At 64.6% G+C, this 19,600-nt stretch carries 18 protein-coding genes and 3 tRNA genes; all 21 read right to left on the reverse strand.

Annotated elements, in window-relative coordinates:
- Nucleotide 1 precedes the first annotated feature (1 nt).
- The 21 genes from rimP to AC5P5R_RS07500 all read right to left on the reverse strand — a co-directional run bounded on the left by rimP (nt 2) and on the right by AC5P5R_RS07500 (nt 19,469).
- The gene (gene rimP, locus AC5P5R_RS07400) at nt 2-592 is read right to left on the reverse strand and encodes a ribosome maturation factor RimP (protein ID WP_005410450.1); all 591 of its coding nucleotides are present in this window, start codon (nt 590-592) and stop codon (nt 2-4) included.
- A 366-nt stretch (nt 593-958) separates the two neighbouring features.
- Nucleotides 959-1,035 (reverse strand) — tRNA-Met (locus tag AC5P5R_RS07405).
- Between the two features lie 82 nt (nt 1,036-1,117).
- Nucleotides 1,118-1,194: transfer RNA gene (locus tag AC5P5R_RS07410), tRNA-Met, on the reverse strand.
- A gap of 129 nt (nt 1,195-1,323) precedes the next feature.
- Nucleotides 1,324-2,784 carry an NADH-quinone oxidoreductase subunit NuoN gene (gene nuoN / locus AC5P5R_RS07415; RefSeq protein WP_005410451.1) on the reverse strand — a complete coding sequence of 487 codons (1,461 nt, stop codon included), beginning with the start codon at nt 2,782-2,784 and terminating at the stop codon, nt 1,324-1,326.
- A gap of 15 nt (nt 2,785-2,799) precedes the next feature.
- A complete protein-coding gene (locus AC5P5R_RS07420) occupies nt 2,800-4,308 on the reverse strand; it encodes an NADH-quinone oxidoreductase subunit M (RefSeq protein ID WP_100438773.1) in 1,509 nt (502 codons plus the stop codon).
- 23 nt (nt 4,309-4,331) lie between these two features.
- Entirely contained in the window at nt 4,332-6,491 is a 2,160-nt protein-coding gene (gene nuoL / locus AC5P5R_RS07425) for an NADH-quinone oxidoreductase subunit L (RefSeq protein WP_012480880.1), read from the reverse strand.
- A 7-nt stretch (nt 6,492-6,498) separates the two neighbouring features.
- Complete coding sequence (gene nuoK, locus AC5P5R_RS07430; protein WP_005410454.1) at nt 6,499-6,804, reverse strand: NADH-quinone oxidoreductase subunit NuoK; 306 nt, start codon at nt 6,802-6,804, stop codon at nt 6,499-6,501.
- A complete protein-coding gene (locus tag AC5P5R_RS07435; RefSeq protein ID WP_010486441.1) occupies nt 6,801-7,457 on the reverse strand; it encodes an NADH-quinone oxidoreductase subunit J in 657 nt (218 codons plus the stop codon). The genes nuoK and AC5P5R_RS07435 overlap by 4 nt, the downstream gene beginning before the upstream one ends.
- Nucleotides 7,458-7,466: 9 nt before the next feature.
- Complete coding sequence (nuoI, locus tag AC5P5R_RS07440) at nt 7,467-7,955, reverse strand: NADH-quinone oxidoreductase subunit NuoI (protein WP_005410456.1); 489 nt, start codon at nt 7,953-7,955, stop codon at nt 7,467-7,469.
- Nucleotides 7,956-7,959: 4 nt separating this feature from the next.
- Complete coding sequence (gene nuoH / locus AC5P5R_RS07445) at nt 7,960-9,054, reverse strand: NADH-quinone oxidoreductase subunit NuoH (RefSeq protein ID WP_005410457.1); 1,095 nt, start codon at nt 9,052-9,054, stop codon at nt 7,960-7,962.
- Nucleotides 9,051-11,285, reverse strand: a complete 2,235-nt coding sequence (nuoG, locus tag AC5P5R_RS07450) for an NADH-quinone oxidoreductase subunit NuoG (protein WP_043035584.1) — start codon at nt 11,283-11,285, stop codon at nt 9,051-9,053. The genes nuoH and nuoG overlap by 4 nt, the downstream gene beginning before the upstream one ends.
- Entirely contained in the window at nt 11,282-12,622 is a 1,341-nt protein-coding gene (gene nuoF, locus AC5P5R_RS07455) for an NADH-quinone oxidoreductase subunit NuoF (RefSeq protein ID WP_010486436.1), read from the reverse strand. Before nuoF ends, nuoG begins: the two co-directional genes overlap by 4 nt.
- 4 nt (nt 12,623-12,626) lie before the next feature.
- A complete protein-coding gene (nuoE, locus tag AC5P5R_RS07460) occupies nt 12,627-13,154 on the reverse strand; it encodes an NADH-quinone oxidoreductase subunit NuoE (RefSeq protein ID WP_005410460.1) in 528 nt (175 codons plus the stop codon).
- Between the two features lie 97 nt (nt 13,155-13,251).
- Nucleotides 13,252-14,559 carry an NADH-quinone oxidoreductase subunit D gene (locus tag AC5P5R_RS07465; RefSeq protein WP_014037950.1) on the reverse strand — a complete coding sequence of 436 codons (1,308 nt, stop codon included), beginning with the start codon at nt 14,557-14,559 and terminating at the stop codon, nt 13,252-13,254.
- Nucleotides 14,556-15,305, reverse strand: a complete 750-nt coding sequence (locus tag AC5P5R_RS07470; protein ID WP_005410462.1) for an NADH-quinone oxidoreductase subunit C — start codon at nt 15,303-15,305, stop codon at nt 14,556-14,558. Before AC5P5R_RS07470 ends, AC5P5R_RS07465 begins: the two co-directional genes overlap by 4 nt.
- Nucleotides 15,306-15,338: 33 nt before the next feature.
- Nucleotides 15,339-15,893, reverse strand: coding sequence for a NuoB/complex I 20 kDa subunit family protein (locus tag AC5P5R_RS07475; protein ID WP_005410463.1), 555 nt, complete (start codon nt 15,891-15,893; stop codon nt 15,339-15,341).
- Nucleotides 15,884-16,240 (reverse strand): NADH-quinone oxidoreductase subunit A, encoded by a 357-nt coding sequence (locus AC5P5R_RS07480; RefSeq protein WP_005414075.1) that lies wholly within the window; start codon nt 16,238-16,240, stop codon nt 15,884-15,886. Before AC5P5R_RS07480 ends, AC5P5R_RS07475 begins: the two co-directional genes overlap by 10 nt.
- 111 nt (nt 16,241-16,351) lie before the next feature.
- Nucleotides 16,352-16,436 (reverse strand) — tRNA-Leu (locus tag AC5P5R_RS07485).
- Nucleotides 16,437-16,487: 51 nt separating this feature from the next.
- Nucleotides 16,488-16,925, reverse strand: a complete 438-nt coding sequence (secG, locus tag AC5P5R_RS07490) for a preprotein translocase subunit SecG (RefSeq protein ID WP_005410465.1) — start codon at nt 16,923-16,925, stop codon at nt 16,488-16,490.
- Between the two features lie 31 nt (nt 16,926-16,956).
- Nucleotides 16,957-17,712, reverse strand: coding sequence for a triose-phosphate isomerase (tpiA, locus tag AC5P5R_RS07495; protein WP_005410466.1), 756 nt, complete (start codon nt 17,710-17,712; stop codon nt 16,957-16,959).
- Nucleotides 17,713-18,491: 779 nt separating this feature from the next.
- Nucleotides 18,492-19,469 (reverse strand): isopenicillin N synthase family dioxygenase, encoded by a 978-nt coding sequence (locus AC5P5R_RS07500; RefSeq protein ID WP_005410467.1) that lies wholly within the window; start codon nt 19,467-19,469, stop codon nt 18,492-18,494.
- Between the last annotated feature and the right edge of the window lie 131 nt (nt 19,470-19,600).

Here is a 19,600-nt window from a genome sequence, read left to right on the forward strand (position 1 = left end):
CTCACTCCGCGCGCGGCTTCTTTGCCGCCGGCTCGTTGGAAGAAGAATTCGTGTTCGGCTTCGGACGCTTCGGCGCCGGACCGGTCGGCTTGCTCGGGGCCAGCCCCAGCGCCACCCAGTCGGGCATGATCCGTGCCTTGTCGATGTTGTCGGCCGACACCACCACTTCGGTCTTGTCGACGATGAAGGTGATGGTGCCTGCGGCCTCGTCGGTTGCCTCGATACGGCCCTGCAGGCGACGACGGTTGTCCTGCGGCAGCTTCAGCGTGACCTTGGCCGATTCCCCCTGGTGGCGAGCGAACTGCTCCAGGTTGAACAGCGGGCGATCCACGCCCGGCGAGGACACTTCCAGCGTGTAATTGCCGCTGATCGGGTCTTCGACGTCCAGCTGCGCCGACACTTCGCGGCTGACCCGCTCGCAGTCGTCGACATTGATGATGCGCTCGGGCTGTTCAGCCAGCGGCACGTCGATGTAAAGGCGCAGGGTCGCACCGCCGGGGGCCGGCAGATACTCAACGCCCAGCAGCTCCAGGCCCAGCGACACAACGGTCGGGGCGAGCAGATTCGCGATGTCGGTTGCCTTGTCGCTCACAGCCTGCCTTGATCTCTTGGTTGGGTGCCGGCTTTGGCCGGCGTGAAAACATGACGCCCCGGAAACGACAAAGGGCCCGCTGGGCCCCTTTTCCGGAAAGACTCCGGTGACTGGATTCCGGTTGCAACCTGCAGTGCCTGCCGGTTGCGGCCCTCCTTCCGGGTCCGGACTCCCGCCGGGAGGCCGCCTTCAGGGGTACTGCTAGGCCGCTGATGATAGCGGCTGCACCGCGCTGGTGCAAGGTGCGGACCTGGGGTCAGATCCCTTTCCCGCGGAAAAGGGAGCTGACCCCGATCACGCAGAAACGACGCAGCCACCCAAAGAAAAACGCCTTCGAAGCAGGACTTCGAAGGCGATCTCTTTACTTGGTAGCGGGGGCAGGATTTGAACCTGCGACCTTCGGGTTATGAGCCCGACGAGCTGCCAGACTGCTCCACCCCGCATCAGAAGCGGAATTATGAGCGTTGGCTCCAAAAAATGCAAGCTTTCCCTCATTCATCAAACCGGTTGGCGCCGATCTGAAGTTGGTAGCGGGGGCAGGATTTGAACCTGCGACCTTCGGGTTATGAGCCCGACGAGCTGCCAGACTGCTCCACCCCGCACCGGAAGTGTTTGAACTGCTGCCCTGCTCTCTTTCGAGGAGGACTACCGCAACGATGTTCTGGCTGAACCGCTGCAGTGACAACTCAGGCTGCGCATATTACACGAATCGCGCAGCTTTGTGTCAACTTTTATGCAAGATGCGCAAATGCCTGCTGGCACCAGACCATGATCGGGTTCCAGGCCAGGCCCAGCGCCAGCAGCGCCAGCGCGTTCACGCCCAGCACCAGGCCCAGCACGCGGTCGTTGCTGCGCGGCATGGCCTCGCCCACCGGCTCATCGAAGTACATGACCTTGATGACGCGCAGGTAGTAGAAGCAGCCGACCACGGCACACAGCACGCCGAGGATGGCCAGCCACAGCAGGCCCCCGTTGACGGCCGCGCCCAGCACCGCCAGCTTGGTCCAGAAGCCCAGGAACGGCGGAATGCCGGCCAGCGACGCCATGATGCACAGCACCAGGCCGGCCATCCACGGGTTGCGGGCATTGAGGCCCTTGAAGTCCTCGATGTTCTCGGCTTCGAAACCGGCACGCGACAGCGCGATGATCGCGCCGAACGCGGCGGTGGACATGATGGCGTAGGCCAGTGCGTAGAACAGCGCGGCGGCATAGCCCTGCGCGCCACCACCGGCGATGCCCATCAGCAGGAAGCCGATGTGCGAGACGGTGGAGAACGCCAGCATGCGCTTGAGGTTGCTCTGCGCGATGGCCATCAGGTTGCCGATGACCAGCGAGACCGCGGCCAGGCCGGCGATCAGCAGCTGCAGTTCAGTCGACAGCGGACCCACGCCCATTTCCAGCAGGCGGTAGGCCATGCCGAAGGCGGCCAGCTTCGGCGCCGAGCTGATGAACAGTGCGATCGGTGCCGGGGCACCCTGGTACACGTCCGGCAGCCACATGTGGAACGGTGCGGCGCCCAGCTTGAAGGCGACGCCGGCGATCATGAACACCGCACCGGTGATCAGCAGCACGCGCTCTTCCGAGTGCGGGATGGCGTCACGGATGACGTCCAGGTGCAGGCTGCCGGTGGCGCCGTAGATCAGCGACATGCCGTACAGCAGCAGGCCCGAGGCCAGCGAACCCAGCACGATGTACTTCATCGCCGCTTCCGAGGCCAGACCGTTCTCACGGTTGCTGGCAACCAGTGCGTAGGAGCACAGCGCCAGCAGTTCCAGGCCCAGGTAGACCATCAGCAGGCTGCCGGCCGAGACCAGGATCATCATGCCGGCGGTGCCGAACAGGATCAGCACCGGGATCTCGCCCTGGAACAGGTTGCGGTCACGCAGGTAGCGCCAGCCGTAGACCAGGGTCAGGCCGCTGAGCAGCACGATCCCGGTCTTCATCACGTCCGCGGCGGTATCGCGCACGAACATGCCATGGAAGACCTCGCCCTGCCCGCCCACGCCGGTGGCCAGCATGAACAGCACCACGGCCAGCGCAGCGAGCGAGAACAGGTGGGTGACGATCTTGTTCCGGTTGCTGACGAACAGGTCGAGGATCATCAGGGCGAAGGCGCTGCCGATCAGCACCAGCTCGGGAGCGAGCGGTGGCAGGTCAGCGGCGGTCAATGGCAGCAGCGGCGAGGTGGTCATCATCAAATCCTGGAATTACAGCAGCTTGCTGGATGCGATCTGCATCGCCAGCTTCGCGATCGAGGGCTCCATCAGGTCGGTCAGCGGCTTGGGGTAGATGCCCAGGGCCAGCACGCCGATGGCGAACACGCCCAGCACCAGCCATTCGCGGCCGTTGATGTCCTTCAGTTCGGCCACGTGGCTGTTGGCCACTTCGCCGAAGAAGATGCGCTTGTACAGCCACAGGGTGTAGGCGGCGCCGATGATCAGGGTGGTGGCCGCGCCCAGTGCGATCCACGGATTACGCTGGAAGGCCGACAGGATGACCATGAACTCGCCGACGAAACCGCTGGTGCCCGGCAGGCCCGCATTGGCCATGAAGAACAGCATGGCGAAGGTGGCGAACCACGGCATCACGTTGACCACGCCGCCGTAATCGGCGATGCGGCGGCTGTGCATGCGGTCGTACAGCACGCCGACACAGGAGAACATCGCACCGGACACGAAGCCGTGCGAGATCATCTGCACCATGGCGCCCTGCAGACCCAGGCGGGCAGCATCGGCGTTGCCGGCTTCACGCACCAGCCACAGGGCGATGAAGGTGCCCAGGGTGACGAAGCCCATGTGCGCGATCGACGAATAGGCGATCAGCTTCTTCATGTCGTCCTGCACCAGGGCGACCAGGCCGACGTAGATCACCGCGATCAGCGACAGCGCGATCACCAGCCAGGCCCATTCCTGCGACGCGTCCGGGACGATCGGCAGGTTGAAGCGCAGGAAGCCGTAGCCACCGATCTTCAGGGCGATGGCGGCCAGGATCACCGAACCGGCGGTCGGCGCTTCCACGTGGGCGTCCGGCAGCCAGGTGTGGACCGGGAACATCGGCACCTTGACCGCGAAGGCGATCAGGAAGGCGAAGAAGATCCAGGTCTGTTCCTTGGCCGACAGCGGCAGCGCGTACAGGTCGGCCAGCTGGAAGCTGCCGCCCTTCATGTACAGGTAGATCAGCGCCACCAGCATCAGCACCGAGCCGAGGAAGGTGTACAGGAAGAACTTCAGTGCTGCATAGATGCGGCGCGGGCCACCCCAGACACCGATGATCAGGAACATCGGGATCAGCATGGCTTCGAAGAACACGTAGAACAGCATCGCGTCCGTCGCGGCGAAGATGCCGAGGGTGACGCCTTCCAGGATCAGGAAGGCCGCCACGTACTGGTTGACGCGCTTGTCGATGGCGCTCCAGGCGCCGATCAGGGCAAGCACGCTGACCAGGGTGGTCAGCAGGATCAGCGCCACGGCAATGCCGTCCACGCCCAGGTTGTAGCCGATCTTGTACGCCGGGATCCAGGCATGGGTCTCGACGAACTGCAGGCCGTCGATGCCCGCGTTGTAGCCGCTCAGCAGCGAGAGGCTTGCAACGAAGGTGAGCACCGCGACGCCCAGCGACGCCCAGCGGGCAGTCTGTGCATCACGGATCGCAAGGATCAGGGCGCCACCGATGATCGGCAGCCAGATGAGGACACTGAGTAGAGGCCAGTTCGACACGTCTTCTTATTCCGTACAGGTCATCAACGCAGGTAATGCATCAGCACGCCCAGCAGGGCAATCAGGCCGATGATCATCGCGAAGGCGTAGTGATAGAGGAAACCGGATTGGGTACGACGCAGCACGCCGGCTGCAACGTCCACAACACGTGCCGAGAGATTGACCACGCCGTCGACGATATTGCTGTCGATCCAGCGCGAGACCTTGCCCAGCTTGACGCTGCCACCGGCAAAGCCATCGATCCACAGCTTGTCGAAGCCGTACTTGTTTTCCAGCACCGAAACGATCGGGGCGAAGGTCTTGCGTGCCTTGCCCGAGAGGTCCGGCTTCCACAGGTAGAACAGCGCAGCCAGCAGGAAGCCCGCCAGGGTCAGCCAGAACGGCGGCAGCATCATGCCGTGCAGCGCGAACGCCACCGGGCCATGGAACTCTTCACCCAGGAACGCGACGGTGTTCTTGGCCGGATCGTAGAAGTCGACGATGCCGGTGAAGAACGTCTGTGCCTGGCCCTTGATCGCCTCGTGCGCATGGTTGCCGGCCCAGTCGGTGCCGTGCAGCATCGGACCGATGCTGAAGAAACCGATGGCGATCGACGGGATGGCCAGCAGGATCAGCGGCAGGGTCACCACCCACGGGGTTTCATGCGGCTCATGCGGACCGTGGCCATGGCCGTGGTCGTCATGGGCATCGCCATGGTGGGCATCGGCGGCGTGGTGATCGTCATGGCCGTGGCCATGATCGTCGTGCGCGTCGCGGAAACGCTCCTTGCCGTGGAAGGTCATGAACAGCAGGCGGAAGCTGTAGAAGCTGGTAACCAGCACGCCACCCAGCACCGCCCAGTAGCCATAGGTGGCCACCCAGCTGTTCTGCATGTGGGCGTGGATCTCGGCCGCCTCGATGATGGTGTCCTTCGAGTAGAAGCCGGAGAAGAACGGCGTACCAACCAGGGCCAGCGTACCGATCCACATGGTGATGAAGGTGATCGGCATGTACTTGCGCAGGCCGCCCATCTTGCGCATGTCCTGCTCGTGGTGCATCGCGATGATGACCGAGCCGGCGCCCAGGAACAGCAGGGCCTTGAAGAAGGCGTGGGTCATCAGGTGGAACACGGCGGCCGAGTAGGCCGACACGCCCAGGGCGACGGTCATGTAGCCCAGCTGCGACAGCGTGGAGTACGCGACGACGCGCTTGATGTCGTTCTGCACGATGCCGATCAGGCCGGTGAAGAACGCGGTGGTGGCACCGATGAACAGCACGAAGTTCAGCGCCGTCTGCGACAGCTCGAACAGCGGCGACATGCGGGTGACCATGAAGATACCGGCGGTCACCATCGTCGCGGCGTGGATCAGTGCCGAGATCGGGGTCGGGCCTTCCATCGAGTCCGGCAGCCACACGTGCAGCGGGACCTGGGCCGACTTGCCCATGGCGCCGATGAACAGGCAGATGCAGATGACGGTGGCGATCGACCAGATCACCGGCTCGTTCAGCAGCTGCATGCCCAGGAGCGTGCCGTCCCAGATCTGCAGCTGGGCGCGCGGGTCAGCCAGCATGCCGGCCTGCGAGAACACCTGCGAGTAGTCCAGGGTGCCGAACACCCACAGCACGCCGGCGATACCCAGCAGGAAGCCGAAGTCACCGACGCGGTTGACCAGGAACGCCTTCATGTTGGCGAAGATCGCGGTCGGACGCTTGAACCAGAAGCCGATCAGCAGGTACGACACCAGGCCCACCGCTTCCCAGCCGAAGAACAGCTGCAGGAAGTTGTTGCTCATCACCAGGGTGAGCATCGAGAAGGTGAACAGCGAGATGTAGCTGAAGAACCGCTGGTAGCCCGGGTCGTCCTGCATGTAGCCGATCGTGTAGATGTGGACCAGCAGCGACACGAAGGTCACCACCACCATCATCATCGCGGTCAGCTTGTCGACCATGAAGCCGACGTGCGCCGAATACTGGCCGACTTCGAAGAACGTGTAGATGTTCTGGTTGAACGGCTGCGCGCCGCCCCACATCAGCTGGTAGAACGTGTACATCGACAGGCCGCAGGCTACCGCGACGCCGAGGATGGTGATGGTCTGCGCGCCGAAGCGCTTGACCTGGCGACCGAACAGGCCGGCGATGATGCTGCCGAACAGCGGCGCAAGCACCACTGCGATCAACAGACTCTTGGAGAGAGTGATTTCCATCTGTGGATCAGCCCTTCAACGAATCGACTTCGCCGACATTGATCGTGCGGCGGGTACGGAACAGGGTCACCAGGATCGCCAGGCCGATGGCGGCTTCCGCGGCGGCGACGGTCAGGATGAAGAACACGAACAGCTGGCCGGACGGATCGCCCAGCTGACGCGAGAAGCCGACGAAATTGATGTTCACCGACAGCAGCATCAGCTCGATCGACATCAGCAGGACGATGACGTTCTTCCGGTTGAGGAAGATGCCGGCCAGGCTGATGGCGAACAGCACCGCGCCAAGCGCAAGCATGTGGCCAAGGGTAATCACGGCTGGGTCTCCTCGCCGGTGGCCGGCTTGCTGTTGCTGTGCACGACCGGTGCTTCGGCGCCCATCTTGACCATGCGCAGGCGCTGGCCGGCCTTGACCATGGTCTGCTCACCCGGGTTCTGGCTCTTCACGCCGGTACGGCGACGCAGGGTCAGCATCACGGCGGCGACCACGGCCACGGTCAGGATGACGGCGGCGAACTCGAACGGCAGCAGGTATTCGGTGAACAGCGTGCGCGCCAGCCAGGTGACGTTGGAGCTGTCGGCAGCGACCGCAGCGGCGTTGTCGGCCGGGAACGGAGTGACCGCCCTGCCCTTCACGCCGATCAGGATCAGCATCTGCACCAGCATCGCCACTGCCACGATCAGGCCGACCGGCAGGTAGCGCACCCAGCCCTCACGCATCTTGGTGGGATCGATGTCCAGCATCATCACCACGAACAGGAACAGCACCATCACCGCGCCGACGTAGACCAGCACCAGCGCCACGCCGAGGAACTCGGCGCCCACCAGCAGCCACACGCAGGCAATGGAGAAGAAGGTCAGCACCAGGCACAGCACTGCATGCACCGGGTTGCGCACGCTGATCACCGCACCGGCCGAAACCGTTGCCGCGATGGCGAACACCCAGAAAGCGATATTTACCCAATCCATCTCTCGACCTCAGCGGTAAGCGGCATCGGCGGCACGACGCTCGGCGATCTCGTTTTCGAGACGATCGCCAAGGGCCAGCAGCTGCGGCTTGGTAACGATGTTTTCGCCACGGTTCTCGAAGTGGTACTCGAGGATGTGGGTTTCGACGATCGAGTCCACCGGGCAGCTTTCTTCGCAGAAGCCGCAGAAGATGCACTTGAACAGGTCGATGTCGTAGCGGGTGGTGCGGCGGGTGCCGTCCTCGCGCTTGGCCGAGTCGATGGTGATGGCCAGGGCCGGGCACACCGCTTCGCACAGCTTGCAGGCAATGCAGCGCTCTTCGCCGTTGGGGTAACGGCGCAGCGCGTGCAGGCCACGGAAGCGCGGCGACTGCGGGAACTTCTCCATCGGGTACATCATCGTGTACTTCGGCTTGAAGCTGTACTTCAGCGTCAGCCAGAGGCCCGCCAGCAGTTCGAGCAGCAGCAGGCTCTTGAAGTAATGGGTAATCCTGTTCATCACTTTAGACGCCCTTTTGAATCACGCCGAAGAACACCATGACGGCGGTAACCGCGATCCACAGAATGGCCAGCGGGATGAAGACCTTCCAGCCCAGGCGCATGATCTGGTCGTAGCGGAAGCGCGGGAAGCTGGCACGGAACCAGATGTAGGCACTGGCGAAGAAGAACACCTTGACGAACAGCCACGGTGCACCGCCCTTCCAGATCCAGTCGACCAGCGGCGAGACATCGCCGAAGTTGACCCAGCCCTGGACCGGGCTCAGCCAGCCGCCGAGGAAGAAGATCGAGATCAGGAAGCTGATCAGGATCATGTTCGCGTATTCGGCCAGGAAGAACAGCGCGAAGGCACCGCCGGAGTATTCGACCATGTGGCCGGCGACGATTTCCGATTCGCCTTCCACCACGTCGAACGGCGCGCGGTTGGTTTCAGCCACGCCCGACACCCAGTAGATGACGAACAGCGGGAACAGCGGCAGCAGGAACCAGTCGAAGAAGCCGGAGCTGCCGGCCTGCGCCATCACGATATTGCTCAGGTTCAGGCTGCCAGCGGCGATCATCACGCCGACCAGGGCGAAGCCCATGGCGATTTCGTAGCTGATCATCTGCGCCGAGGCGCGCATGGCACCCAGGAACGCGTACTTCGAGTTGGACGCCCAACCGGCCAGGATGATGCCGTAGATGCCCAGCGAGGTCATCGCCAGCAGGTACAGCAGGCCGGCGTTGGCATTGGACAGCACGATCTGCGAATCGAAGGGGACCACCGACCAGGCCGCGAAGGCCGGGGCCAGGGTGATCAGCGGTGCCAGCAGGTAGATCGCCTTGTTGGCGCTGCTCGGCTGGACCACTTCCTTGAACAGCAGCTTGAAGACGTCGGCGAAGGCCTGGAAGATGCCCATGCCCACGTACATCGGGCCGTGGCGGACGTGCATCCAGCCGATCAGCTTGCGCTCCCAGACCACGTAGAAGGCCACCGAGATGATCACCGGAACGGTGATCACCAGGATCTTCAGGATGATCCAGATCAGCGCGCCGATGTCACCGAGGCCCAGCAGCCACTGGTGCAGCGGGTCGACCGCGTTCAACAGCAATTCGTTCATGCAGCCACCACCGTTACGCGAGCGGCACCCAGCGGCGCGGTCGCGCCGTGGCCCGATTCAATCCAGACCGAACCCGCAGCGACGCGGGCGTCGACCACCACCGGCAGGGTGGCCTTGCCGGCATCGGTGCCGACCTTGGCCATCTGCCCTTCCTGCAGCTGCAGGCGAGCGGCATCTTCAGCGTTCAGCACGATGCGCGGGGCGTTGTTGAGCGGATGCGACTGCAGCGCCGGGGCGCGACGGACCACCGCATCGGTGCGGTAGATCGCGGCGGTCGAAGCCACTTCCAGGCCTTCGCCGGCAACCACCGGCTGCGCCGAAGCGGCAACGGTGACCGACACTGGGGCCAGGCTGGCACGCAGGCCGGCCAGGTCGGTGAAGTCGAAACCGGCCAGCGCCATGTCGCCGCCCAGTGCGCGCAGCACGCGCCACCCTTCACGGGCCTCGCCCGGCAGCTTGCCGCCGGCACGGGCCGACTGCTCGCGACCATCGAGGTTGGTCAGGGTGGCGTCGATTTCCGGCAGCGCACCGATCGGCAGGATCACGTCGGCGACGTCGCGGGTCGAGGCACAGGCGAACTGGCTGAAGGCCACCACCTGGGCACCGGCCAGCGCCTTGCGCGCGGCAGGTGCATCGGCGAAATCCAGGCCCGGCTCCAGGCCGTACACCACGTAGGCCTGGCGCGGCTGCGCCAGCATCGCGGCGACGTCCTTGCCGGCCGGCAGCACGCCAGCGCGGGTCAGGCCCACGGCGTTGGCGCCCTGCGGGATGCGGCACAGCTTGGCACCGGTGGCGGCGGCGAAGTCACGCGCGGCGGCGCGGATGGCGGCAGCCTGCGGGTGGTTCTCGGCGATGCCACCAACGATCAGCACGGTGTTGTTGCCGCCCTGCACGGCCGAACGCAGCTCGGCGCTGGCCAGCGCGTCGACGAACTTCGACGGCGCGACGATCTGCTTGCCGGCGATGCTGAAAGCGAAGTCGAAGTCCACCGGATTGACGACGTGGATCTTCGCGCCCTTGGTGGTCTGCGCCTTGCGCAGGCGGGCGTGCAGCAGCGGCAGTTCGTGGCGGATGTTGCTGCCCAGAACGACGATGCGGTCGGCGCCTTCGATCTCGGCCAGCGGCAGGCCGAACACTTCGGCGGTTGCGGCGTCGGAGAAATCGCGGTTGTTGATGCGGTGGTCGATGTTGCTCGAGCCCAGGCCCTTGGCCAGGCGGGCCAGCAGCGCGCCCTCCTCGTTCGAGGTGGACGGGTGCACCAGCACGCCCAGGTTGTCGCCCTGGTTGGCCTTGAGGATCTCGGCGGCAGCAGCCAGGCCTTCGGTCCAGCTCACTTCCTTCCACTCGCCATTGACCTTGCGCAGCGGCTTGACCGCACGGTCTTCGCTGTACAGGCCCTGGTGCGAGTAGCGGTCACGGTCGGACAGCCAGCACTCGTTCACCGCTTCGTTGTCGCGCGGCACGGTGCGCAGCACTTCGCCGCGACGCACGTGCAGGAACAGGTTCGAACCCATCGCGTCGTGGTAACCCAGCGACTCGCGCGCGGTCAGTTCCCACGGGCGGGCGCGGAACTGGAACACCTTGTTGGTCAGTGCGCCGACCGGGCAGACGTCGACGACGTTGCCGGACAGTTCGGTGGTCAGCGGCTTGCCGTCGAAGGTACCGATCTGCAGGTTCTCACCGCGGTACATGCCACCCAGTTCGTAGGTACCGGCGACGTCGGCGGTGAAGCGGACGCAGCGGGTGCACTGGATGCAGCGGGTCATCTCGGTGGCGACCAGCGGGCCCATGTCCTCATCCGGCACCACGCGCTTGCGCTCGTTGAAGCGGCTGACCGAACGGCCATAGCCCAGCGACACGTCCTGCAGCTCGCACTCGCCGCCCTGATCGCAGATCGGGCAGTCGAGGGGGTGGTTGATGAGCAGGAACTCCATCACCGAGCGCTGGAACTTCAGTGCCTTCTCGCTGCGGGTGGCGACCTTCATGCCATCCATCACCGGAGTGGCGCAGGCCGGCGCCGGCTTCGGCGACTTTTCCACGTCCACCAGGCACATGCGGCAGTTGGCGGCGATCGGCAGCTTCTCGTGGTAGCAGAAGCGCGGAATCGAAATGCCGGCCTTGTCGGCCGCCTGGATGATCATCGAACCCTTGGGCACGACCAGGGACTTGCCATCGATTTCGATGGTCACGTGATCCGGTGGCACGTTCGGGTTTACGGGTTGCGCGCTCATGCGGCGGCTGCCTCCACCTTCTTGCCGTCAACCATCGAATGACCGTTGACGATGTAGTACTCGAATTCGTCCCAGAACTGGCGCAGGAAGCCCTGGATGGGCCATGCAGCCGCTTCACCGAACGCACAGATGGTGTGGCCTTCGATCTGGCCGGCCACCGCCTTCAGCTGGTGCAGGTCTTCCATCGTGGCCTTGCCGGCGACGATGCGCTCCAGCACGCGGTGCATCCAGCCGGTGCCCTCACGGCACGGGGTGCACTGGCCACAGGATTCCTTGTGGAAGAACTGGCTGATACGGCAGGCGAACTTGACGCAGCAGACGCTGTCGTCGAGCACCACGATCGCGCCCGAACCCAGGCCGGAGCCCAGCGCGCGGATGGTGTCGTAGTCCATCGGCAGGTCCTTCAGCTCGGCCGCGGTCAGCACCGGCATCGACACGCCGCCCGGGATCGCACCCTTCAGCGTGCGGCCCGGACGCAGGCCACCGGCCATTTCCAGCAGGTCGTGGAATTTGGTGCCGAGCGGCACTTCGAAGTTGCCGCCATTCTGCACGCAGCCGGACACCGAGAAGCACTTCGGACCGCCGTTGGCGGTCAGGCTCAGGCCCTTGAACCACTCCGGACCGTTGCGGATGATCGCCGGCACCGAGCCATAGGTTTCGGTGTTGTTGATCGTCGACGGCTTGCCGTACAGGCCGAAATTGGCCGGGAACGGCGGCTTGTAGCGCGGCTGGCCCTTCTTGCCCTCCAGCGATTCCATCAGCGCGGTTTCTTCGCCGCAGATGTACGCGCCGGCGCCCAGCGCGCCGTAGATGTCGATGTCCACGCCGCTGCCGAGGATGTTCTTGCCCAGCCAGCCGTTCGCATAGGCGTCGGCCAGGGCCTGCTCGAAGTGCTCGAACGGCTCGTGGTGGAACTCACCGCGCAGGTAGTTGTAACCCACGGTCGAACCGGTGGCGTAGCAGGCGATCGCCATGCCTTCCACCACCGAATGCGGGTTGTAGCGCAGGATGTCGCGGTCCTTGCAGGTGCCCGGCTCGGATTCGTCCGAGTTGCAGAGGATGTACTTCTGCATGTTGCCCTTGGGCATGAAGGACCACTTCAGGCCGGTCGGGAAGCCTGCGCCACCGCGGCCGCGCAGGCCCGAGGCCTTGACCATCTCGATGACCTGCTCCGGCGGGATCTTCTCTTCGAGGATCTTGCGCAGGGCGGCGTAGCCACCGGTCTTCAGGTAGCTTTCGTACGACCACGGGGTGTCGTAATGCAGGGTGGTGTAGACCACCTGGTGCGGCAGCGGCGCGGGGCCGACTGGACCCTTGGATTCGTGGTGATGTGCCATGCCCTTACTCCAGCCCGTCCAGCAGCTCGTCGACCTTTTCCAGGGTCAGACGCTCATGGTAGTGACCGTTGATGACCATCATCGGCGCGCCACCGCAACCGGCCAGGCACTCTTCCTCGCGCTTGAGGTAGACGCGGCCGTCCGGGGTCGATTCACCGTGCTTGATGCCCAGCTTCTTCTCGCAATGGCGCACGATGTCCTCGGCACCATTGAGCCAGCAGCTGATGTTGGTGCAGATGGCCACGTTGTTGCGGCCGACCTTCTCGGTCTCGAACATCGAGTAGAAGCTGGCGACCTCGTAGGCCCACACCGGCGGCAGGTCCAGGTACTTGGCCACGCCGGCGATCAGCTCGTCGGTCAGCCAGCCCTGGTTCTGCTCCTGGGCCGCATGCAGGCCCTGCAGCACGGCAGAGCGCTTGCGGTCCGGCGGGAACTTGGACAGCCAGTGATCGATGTGAGCGCGGGTCTTGTCGCTCAGCACCACCATCGGGTCGACGTCGCGCGCCGCCTCGAAATTACCTGTCGCCTTCATCGGCCGACCTCAGCGAAATGCATAACGTGAAATTCCAGAAACTGCGGCGCCGGCTTGCGCCGGCTGCCTGCAGCGGGCGTTGGCGTGGCGGACGGCATTACCGGTCAACCTCGCCGAACACCAGGTCGTAGGTACCGATCATCGCCACCACGTCGGCCAGCATGTGGCCGCGCACGATCGAATCGATCGAGGACAGGTGGGCGAAGCCCGGCGCACGCAGGTGCACGCGGAACGGCTTGTTGGCGCCATCGGAGACCAGGTAGCAGCCGAATTCGCCCTTCGGGGCTTCCACCGCCGAGTAGGTCTCGCCGGCCGGCACGCAGTAGCCTTCGCTGAACAGCTTGAAGTGGTGGATCAGCGCTTCCATGTCGTCCTTCATGTCCTCGCGCTTGGGCGGAGCGACCTTGAAGTTCTTCACCATCACCGGGCCCGGGTTGGCCTTCAGCCACGCCACGCACTGCTTGATGATGCGGTTGGACTCGCGCATTTCGGCAACGCGGACCAGGTAGCGGTCGTAGCAGTCGCCTTCCTTGCCCAGCGGGATGTCGAAATCGACGGCATCGTACTTGGCGTACGGGCGCTTCTTGCGCAGGTCCCAGGCGACGCCCGAGCCACGCAGCATCACGCCGGTCATGCCCCACTGGTGCGCCAGTTCCGGCGTCACCACGCCGATGCCGACGGTACGCTGCTTCCAGATACGGTTGTCGGTCAGCAGGGTTTCGTATTCGTCGATGCGCTTGGGGAACTCGACGGTGAAGTTCTCCAGGAAGTCCAGCAGCGAGCCCTCGCGCGAAGCATTGAGCTGCTTCAGCGCCTTGCCCTTGTGCCAGCGCGACTCCTTGTACTTCGGCATGTGGTCCGGCAGGTCGCGGTAGACACCGCCCGGACGGTAGTACGCCGCGTGCATGCGTGCGCCGGAGACTGCTTCATAGCAGTCCATCAGCTCTTCGCGCTCGCGGAAGGCGTACAGCATCACCGCCATCGCACCCAGGTCGAGCGCGTTGGAGCCCAGCCACATCAGGTGGTTGAGGATGCGGGTGATCTCGTCGTACATGGTGCGGATGTACTGCGCACGCTCCGGCGCCTCGATGCCCATCAGGGTCTCGATCGCGCGCACGTAGGCGTGCTCGTTGCACATCATCGACACGTAATCCAGTCGATCCATGTAGCCGATCGACTGGTTGAACGGCTTGGACTCGGCCAGCTTTTCGGTACCACGGTGCAGCAGACCCACGTGCGGGTCGGCGCGCATGATGGTTTCACCGTCCATTTCCAGGATCAGGCGCAGCACACCGTGAGCGGCCGGATGCTGCGGGCCGAAGTTCATGGTGTAGTTGCGGATTTCCTGCCGGCTTTCGGCGGCGTTGCTGGCGAATGCTTCGCCGGCCTGGTGTACGTGGCTCACTTCACTGCCTCCTGCGCGCGCTCACCTTCTGCGGTCTGCAGACGGGCGTCGTCGCGGATCACGCGCGGCACGCCGACACGCGGCTCCACCGAGGTGACCGGTTCGTAGATCACGCGCTTCTTTTCTTCGTCGTAGCGGACTTCGACATTGCCGATCAGCGGGAAGTCCTTGCGGAACGGATGGCCGACGAAACCGTAGTCGGTCAGGATCCGGCGCAGGTCCGGGTGGCCTTCGAAGATCACGCCGTACAGGTCGAACGCTTCGCGCTCGAACCAGTTCAGGCCCGGCCAGATGCCGGTCAGCGAGGACACCACCGGCAGTGCTTCGTCAGGCGCGAAGCAGCGCAGGTGCATCATCAGGTTGTGCTGGTACGAGCGCAGCTGGGCGACCACGGCGAAACGCTGGGTCGGCATGTGCTGCGGGCGGGCACCGTCGGCACCGTTTTCCTCGGTGGGGAACTCACCCCACGCGAAACGGCCCTGGGCCTTGCCTTCGACGCCACGGCTGAAGCCCTGCGAGGACACGTCGGCGGTGTCCCATTCGTCGGAGCCATAACCCAGGTAATCGACGCCGCAGAGATCCACGGCCTGCTCGAAACCAAACTCGTCACGCAGCGCCAGGGCGGTGGCGTGCCACTCGGCGGCAGGCACTTCCAGCGTCACTTCGCCGCGGGGTTCGACCACGATGACCTTCGCACCAGCGAAACGTGCGGAGAGTCGGTCGATGAAGGATGCTTGCTCTGCCATGGGGGCTTGGCGCGCTCTTGTCAGGTGAAGGGGTCAGCGGGCGATGGTCTGTGTACGCCAGATCTTCTTCTGCAGCTGCAGGATCCCGTACACCAGCGCCTCGGCGGTCGGCGGGCAACCCGGGACGTAGACGTCCACCGGCACCACGCGATCACAGCCGCGCACGACAGAATAGGAGTAGTGGTAATAGCCGCCACCATTGGCGCAGCTACCCATCGAGATGACCCACTTCGGGTCCGGCATCTGGTCGTAGACCTTGCGCAGCGCCGGGGCCATCTTGTTGACCAGGGTACCGGCCACGATCATCACGTCGGACTGGCGCGGCGACGGGCGGAACACCACGCCATAGCGGTCAAGGTCCAGGCGCGCGGCGCCGGCGTGCATCATCTCGACCGCGCAGCAGGCCAGACCGAAGGTCATCGGCCACATCGAGCCGGTGCGCGCCCAGTTCAGCAGTGCATCGACGCTGGTGGTGACGAAGCCCTTCTCCAGCAGCGGGTTGTCGCCTTCCGGCCGCAGGATGTCATCAACCCGGCCTTCCGGCGTGGGGTTGTTCATGAGGCCATCGAGAGTCTGAATCACTCCCATTCCAGCGCTCCCTTCTTCCAGACGTAAATGAAACCGAGGAACAGCATGCCGACGAACAGGCCCATGGTGACGAGCGAACGCGCGCCCAGCTCCATGAAGACCTGGGTCCACGGCACGATGAAGATGATTTCCAGGTCGAAGACGATGAACTGGATCGCGATCAGGTAGTAGCGCACGTCGAACTTCATGCGCGCGTCTTCGAAGGCCTCGAAGCCGCACTCGTACGGCGACAGCTTTTCCAGATCGGGGCGGCGGGGACCGAGGAATCGACCAACCAGCATCAGCGTAATGCCGATACCGGTGGCAACGATCAGAAACAGCAGAGACGGCAAATATTCGGCCAGCACAGCGATTCTCTCTTGCCTCTGCCGCTGCGCCTGCAGGCGCTTTGGCATGGGGGAGTGGACGGGAATCTACCTGGCGCCTTGCGCGCCAGGCGAACCCGCTTTACTTACAAATGGTGCCCAAGAGGGGACTCGAACCCCTACGACCTAAGTCGCTACCACCTCAAGGTAGTGCGTCTACCAATTCCGCCACCTGGGCAAACGATCACATCAGACTATCTTCCCGATGCGCCGCGTATTGTAACCGGCTTCAGTGTTTCTGGGAGCCTTCCGAAGGCTTTTCTTCACCAGAAACCGAAGATTCCGCCTGAGCCGGCACATTCGCGGCCGGAACCGGGGCGGCCGGGACCGCATCAGCCTTCGGAACGGCCGGCAATTCGCCTGCCGGAGCCGCCGGAGCGACCGCCGCCGGGGCGGACATCAAGCCCAGATCCTGGTCGGCCGCCGGACGGCTGCCATGACCGGCATACCAGGCCATGAAGAGGCTGATGCCGAAGAACACGACGGCCAGCCACTTGGTCGACTTGGACAGGAAGTTCGAGGCGCCACGCGCACCGAACACCGTACCCGAGGCGCCGGCACCAAAGCCCGAACCCGCCGCCGCACCCGAGCCGCGCTGCATCAGGATCAGCGCGATCATGGCCACAGCGACCAGCACGTAGACGACATTGAGGATCAACATCAGCATTGGAAACCGCCCTCGGACAATACTTCTAGGATTAGTTCGCGGCCGCCGCCCTTGCGATGGCCAGGAAGTCCGCGGCCACCAGGGAGGCGCCGCCGACCAGCCCACCATCGACATCCGGCTGCGCGAACAGTTCCCCGGCATTGTCGGGCTTCACGCTACCGCCGTAAACAATGGGCAGTGAATCAGCGATTCTAGCATCGATACGCGCGACTTCGCCACGGATGAACGCGTGCACCTGCTGTGCCTGCTCCTTGGTCGCGGTACGGCCGGTACCGATGGCCCAGACCGGCTCATAGGCGACCACGGCCTGGGCGAAACCGGCCGCGCCGACCAGCTCCAGCACCGGTGCCAGCTGGCTGGCGATGACCGCTTCGGTCTGCCCGGCCTCGCGCTGTTCCAGGGTCTCGCCCACGCACAGCACCGGCACCAGGCCGGCGTGCTGGGCGGCGGCGAACTTGCGCGCGACCAGCTCGCTGCTCTCGTGGTGGTACTGGCGGCGCTCGGAATGGCCGACCAGGCCATAGCGGGCCCCGACCTCGACCAGCATGGCCGCGCAGACCTCGCCGGTGTAGGCGCCCTTCTCGTTGCTGCTCACGTCCTGCGCGCCAAAGGCCAGGCCGGTCTCGCCGAAGTCCTCGACCAGCTCGCCCAGGTACGGCAGCGGCGGCAGGATCACCACGTCCACCCCCTCCAGCGGCAGCCCGGCAGCCACCTGCCCCAGCAGTTCATTGGCGAATTGACGGCTGCCATGCAGCTTCCAGTTTCCGGCGACGATCTTGCGGCGCATGAGCGGGTGGCTCCTGTGTGAAGTCAGCCGGTCATGATACCCGCTGCGGCAAAAATCCGTTTCCTTGTAAGCGGTTACATGGATTTTCAGCCAACGGCGCAGCCCCTCGTGGCGGGGGGGGCGGGGGGCGGGGTTTGGTTGCTCGCGGAGAGCCAGGCTAGATCCAGGGCTTGGCCGGGCGGGTGGGACTGCGCAGGGGACGCTGCAAGTACGTCCATGTAAGCTCGATCGCCGCATCCATGCGGCTCACGCCCCTGCGCAGCCCCACCCACCCGGCCTCTGACACAGTCCGGCGGCTCCGCCCGCCACGGAAAGAAAAAAGAAGAGCAGGAGCAAAGGCAAAAGCTGTATTCCGGGTTGCTGCCGGCTGGACCAACCCCTACCCCACTTCGATCCGACAGATCTCATCCACGCAAGGCGTGGATCTACCGTGTCGACCAAGGTCGACACCCACCAACCGTCACCGGGAAACTGTTGAAGGCGGGGAGGTGTGGGTTGGCAGGACCATTGGCGCCATGGATGGCGCCATCGAGCCCCCAGGGGTGGGGGCGCTTTGCTTGCGAAGCACTGCTTCGCAAGCGCCCGAACGCACAGCCGCCAGCGGCTGGGCCGGTCTGGGGGTTCACGGCGCGTCCCGCCAACCCACACCGCCCCGCCCAACACGCAGAAACCCAGAGCCGCTTTGGCTTTGGACTTGCCGGCCAGCGGCCGGCACTACCGCGGGTGCAGGGTGCAACCCTGCAAAGACAAAGGCCGCCTTTCGGCGGCCTCACTTTTCTTTACTTCAGCTTGATCTCGCGCAGGCGCTCCTCGAGGAAGCCGTGGGCGGTGATCGGCTCCGGGTACCGGCTCGGGTTCTCCGGGGTGATGCACGAGGGCAGCACGTCGATCAGGAAATCCGGGTTCGGGTGCAGGAAGAACGGCACCGAGTAGCGCGGCTGGCGGGCCAGCTCGCCCGGGGGGTTGACCACGCGATGGATCGTCGACGGGTACACATGGTTGGTCAGGCGCTGCAGCATGTCGCCGATGTTGACCACGATGGTGTCCGCGTCCGAGGTGAACGGCACCCACTCGCCTTCATGCGACTGCACCTCCAGGCCCGCGGCGCTGGCGCCGACCAGCAGGGTGATGAAGTTGATGTCGCCATGCGCGCCGGCACGCACGTTCGGGATGTCGTCGGTGGTGATCGGCGGGTAGTGGATCGGGCGCAGGATCGAGTTGCCGAAGTTGGTCTTGTCGGCGAAGAAGTCTTCCGGCAGGCCTATGTGCAGGGCCAGCGCGGACAGCACGCGCGAACCCAGGTTGTCCAGCGCCTGGTAAAGGCCGTAGCCGCGCTCACGGAAGCCCTCGACCTCGGTCGGCCACAGGTTCGGTGCCATCACGTCGCGGTACTTGGAGTCGTCGGCGATTTCACGACCGATGTGCCAGAACTCCTTCAGGTCGAAGTGCTTGGAGCCCTTGGCGGTTTCCACGCCGAACGGGGTATAGCCGCGGGCGCCGCCGCTGCCGGCCACGTGGTACTTGCGCTTGACCTCTTCCGGCAGGGCGAAGAAGGCCTTGAAGGCATCGTAGGCCGCGTCGATGTCGGCCTGCGGAATGCCGTGGTTGCGGATGCCCGCGAATCCCCATTGGCGGTAGGCCGCGCCCAGCTCGGCCACGAAGGCCTCGCGGTCGCTGTCGAAACGGGTGATGTCGAGGGTGGGGATCTGGCTCACAGCAATTCCTGGCTTGTCATTGGGTCTGGGGGGCCTGCGCATTCATGGCCCGCCTGAACATTGTGACAGATCACCCGGCGGACGCTACTCGATCCTCGGAAACAAATCGATACAATGCGCGACCTGCGCACAATTTAACGAATCCATCACGTTGGCAGCGCAAGCCCCGACCG

The sequence above is a fragment of the Stenotrophomonas sp. YJH_SMC_19 genome, assembly GCF_059367915.1.